The organism is Stieleria sedimenti, assembly GCF_025060895.1.
In the GTDB taxonomy this organism is placed as follows: domain Bacteria; phylum Planctomycetota; class Planctomycetia; order Pirellulales; family Pirellulaceae; genus Stieleria; species Stieleria sedimenti.
In genome coordinates this window covers 1-2,887 of the sequence record NZ_JANZKV010000047.1, presented here as the reverse complement: position 1 = coordinate 2,887, position 2,887 = coordinate 1, and the positions used below count along the sequence as shown (strand labels likewise).

The 2,887-nt window shown below is 58.5% G+C and carries 2 protein-coding genes; both read right to left on the bottom strand.

The window, feature by feature from the left end:
- Positions 1–245: 245 nt before the first annotated feature.
- Positions 246–1,727: a sulfatase family protein gene (locus tag NZK35_RS07610; RefSeq protein ID WP_259631933.1), complete on the bottom strand. Its 1,482-nt coding sequence runs from the start codon at positions 1,725–1,727 to the stop codon at positions 246–248.
- A gap of 227 nt (positions 1,728–1,954) precedes the next feature.
- Positions 1,955–2,818 carry an alpha/beta hydrolase gene (locus NZK35_RS07605; protein ID WP_259631932.1) on the bottom strand — a complete coding sequence of 288 codons (864 nt, stop codon included), beginning with the start codon at positions 2,816–2,818 and terminating at the stop codon, positions 1,955–1,957.
- Positions 2,819–2,887: the final 69 nt, after the last annotated feature.

Sequence of the window (2,887 nt, the reverse complement as noted above, 5' to 3'; positions counted from 1 at the left end):
GGTATTGGCCTTTAGGCGCCATCCAGCTTAGGACGACGACCTAGAAAGGACGTCGTGCTGGTGATCCGCTGACCGCGTCTCATCGCGCGTCACCTCGTTGCAAGGCTCCGCCGTGGAACGCGATGGAGCGGAGGCTCCGCCCACGGTTCGGAGGCGGAGCCTCTGATAATGTGTGTTCCCGAGGTCATACCCTGCAGACGCTTCGCAACTGCGGGGGAGTGCGGCTAAAGCCTGGACACCAACGTTTACTCTTGTTTCGAATACCAATCCGGTGTTCCGAACCAATTGTGCATCTCTTGTTCGAAGGGGGCGACGACATCGCGGGGTTCGGGGATTTCGCCGCGGTCGCCGGTTTCGATGATCCAGGTGTCGAGCGCTGCTCGCATGCGAAGCAAGGCTTTTTGATGCGACGTGTCGTCGGAATCGGCCAGGTTTTGAATCTCGTACGGATCGGCTTGCGTGTCGTAGAGCTGTTCGTCGGGGAACGGCTTCATCAACTCCGCCGGCGGTCCCGTCAGTTTGCCTTCGGCGTGTAGTTTCCGCATCAACGGTTTGACCAAGAAACACTTTTCCTTGTAGCGATTCAGCGTCGTGAATCCGGCTCCAGGCGTGAAGTTGCGGATGTAGTGGTAGCGTTGGTCGCGGACGCTCCGCAATCGAATTTCGGTTTCGTCAATTCGGTCGCGGGCGCTGAAGACATACTTGCGTGATGGTCCGGTGGCATCACCGAGAAAGCGGCGACCTTGCATACCGAGGGGCGGCTCGATTCCGGCCATCCAAAGTGTCGTGGCGGTCAAGTCGATCAGACTGATCAGCTCGTCGCTGACGGCGCCCGGTTTGATTTGCTTCGGCGCGGGAAAGTTCTTGGGCCAGCGGATCACCATCGGGACGTGCAACCCCGAATCCCAACACCAGTGGATGCCACGTGCTTCCAGTCGACCGTTGTCAGAAAAGAACACGACAATCGTGTCGTCGGCCAAACCGTCTTTCTCGAGTCGGTCCAAGATCCAGCCGACTCGGACGTCGGTGCCGGTGACCGAGTTGAGATACCGCGCCCATTCCTGACGTGTGACCGGGTGATCGGGGTAATACGGTGGCGGCGTCACGTTTTCGGGCGTCGCGACTTTGGGGTGCCACTGTTCGCCGACCCATTTGACGCGGTTCTTTTCGGCGGACTTACGGTCGTAGATGTCATACTCTGCTTCAGGCATGTTGATCTGGGCGAAGAACGGCTGGCCGGGCTTGAGTTGCTCCCAGTCGTCGGTCGTGTACAGCTGGCCTTCGTTGACGAAGTTTAGATCCAGTTTTCCCGTGCCGATGACGCGATCACCGATCGTTTTCAGGTTGGCGGTGATGTAGCCGGCGTCGTGCAATCGTTGCGTCATCGGACGCACACCGGGCGGCAGCCGAAAGTCATCGCTGCGATGCGAACGCATGTGGTGCGTGTCGGTCGTCGTCTGGTACATGCCGGTCATGAACGCCGACCGGCTGGGGGCACAAACCGGCGACGTTGAAAAGACATTCGTATAGCGAATGCCCGCCGCGGCCAAGCCGTCGACGTTCGGTGTGTGGACGTTCTTCGCGCCGTAACATCCAAAATCCAGATCAAAGTTTTCGCCGATGATCCACAGGATGTTGGGCGGTTTGGCTGGGGCTTGTGACTGGGCTGAGACGCTCAGACCGAAGCAGGCGACGAAGAGGGGGACGAGTAGGCGAAGGGACATCATGTAAATTTGTGATAGGAAATGTTGGTGGGACCGTATGTATCGAAGTTACCCTCCCTCTGGGAGGGTCGCGGAGGAGTTTGCGACGACGCGGGGAGGGTTGTTGCGACGCCAAAGTTGCTAGCAACGATGGGGCATCAATGTCGGAAGCCCTCCCCTCGCTCCGCTCGACCCTCCCGCACACGGGAGGGTGACTGTAAAACTGCCTCAGCCGACGGCGCATGGGCTGGCTAATTCAGGCGGCTGCGAATCCAGTCCGCCATCAGCTTCAAGTGCTCGTCATCATAGAACGCATTTCCGCCGTGCGCGGCGCCGTGGATGACATGAAACGTGACATCCAATCCGGCACGCTCGTAGGCCCCTTGGAGTTCGTGCGATTGATTGATCGGCATTTGCGGGTCTTGATCGCCGTGAATTAACAACAGCGGCGGGTCGCCGGAATCGACGTGCTCGACCGGACTGGCCAGTCGAGCTGCATCGGGCACGCCGGTCGGCAAGTCACCGAGTAGAAGCTTCAGTGCCGGCTGGCGAACGCTCAAACCGTGCGGCGTGGATTGGCTGAGGATTGTTTGCAAGTTGCTGGCCCCGTACAAGGAAACGATCGCCGAGACACCGGAAGAAACCTCCGCGTTTCCCATCGATCGATCTTCCAATGCTTGGATGCCGTCGCTGACGCCGACCAATGCGGCCAGGTGGCCACCGGCCGACGCACCGGCAAGCACGATCTGGTCAGAATCAATTTCAAACCTTGTCGCATGCGCGCGTAGGAAACGAATTCCCGCTTTGATGTCTTCGGTTTGCGCGGGAAAACGTGCCGTCCCACTCAAGCGGTAATTGAGACTGGCGATCGCGAACCCCTGTTCAGTCAATCGCTTGATCGGCACATTGCGTTTGTCACCGGCACGCCAGGCACCGCCGTGGACCCAAACGATCAACGGTGACAGGCCGTCGGTCTGGCTGGGGTAGAAATCCAGTTTCAGGTCCACGCCGTTGACCTGAGCAAACGAAAGATCACGTTGGATCACAGGCTCGGCTGAATTGACGGGAGATCCGATGGAGAAAACCAGCAACAGCCAAAATGAAAAGCGGCGCATAACAACAACGTTTAAAGACACGAATGAAACGGGCATGAGTGTTGGTGTCTAGGCTAAAGCCCAATACCG

Bases quoted from the DNA above. Each gene is read 5' to 3' on its own strand.
- NZK35_RS07610 (WP_259631933.1), bottom strand. From the start codon at position 1,727: ATGATGTCCCTTCGCCTACTCGTCCCCCTCTTCGTCGCCTGCTTCGGT.
- NZK35_RS07605 (WP_259631932.1), bottom strand. From the start codon at position 2,818: ATGCGCCGCTTTTCATTTTGGCTGTTGCTGGTTTTCTCCATCGGATCT.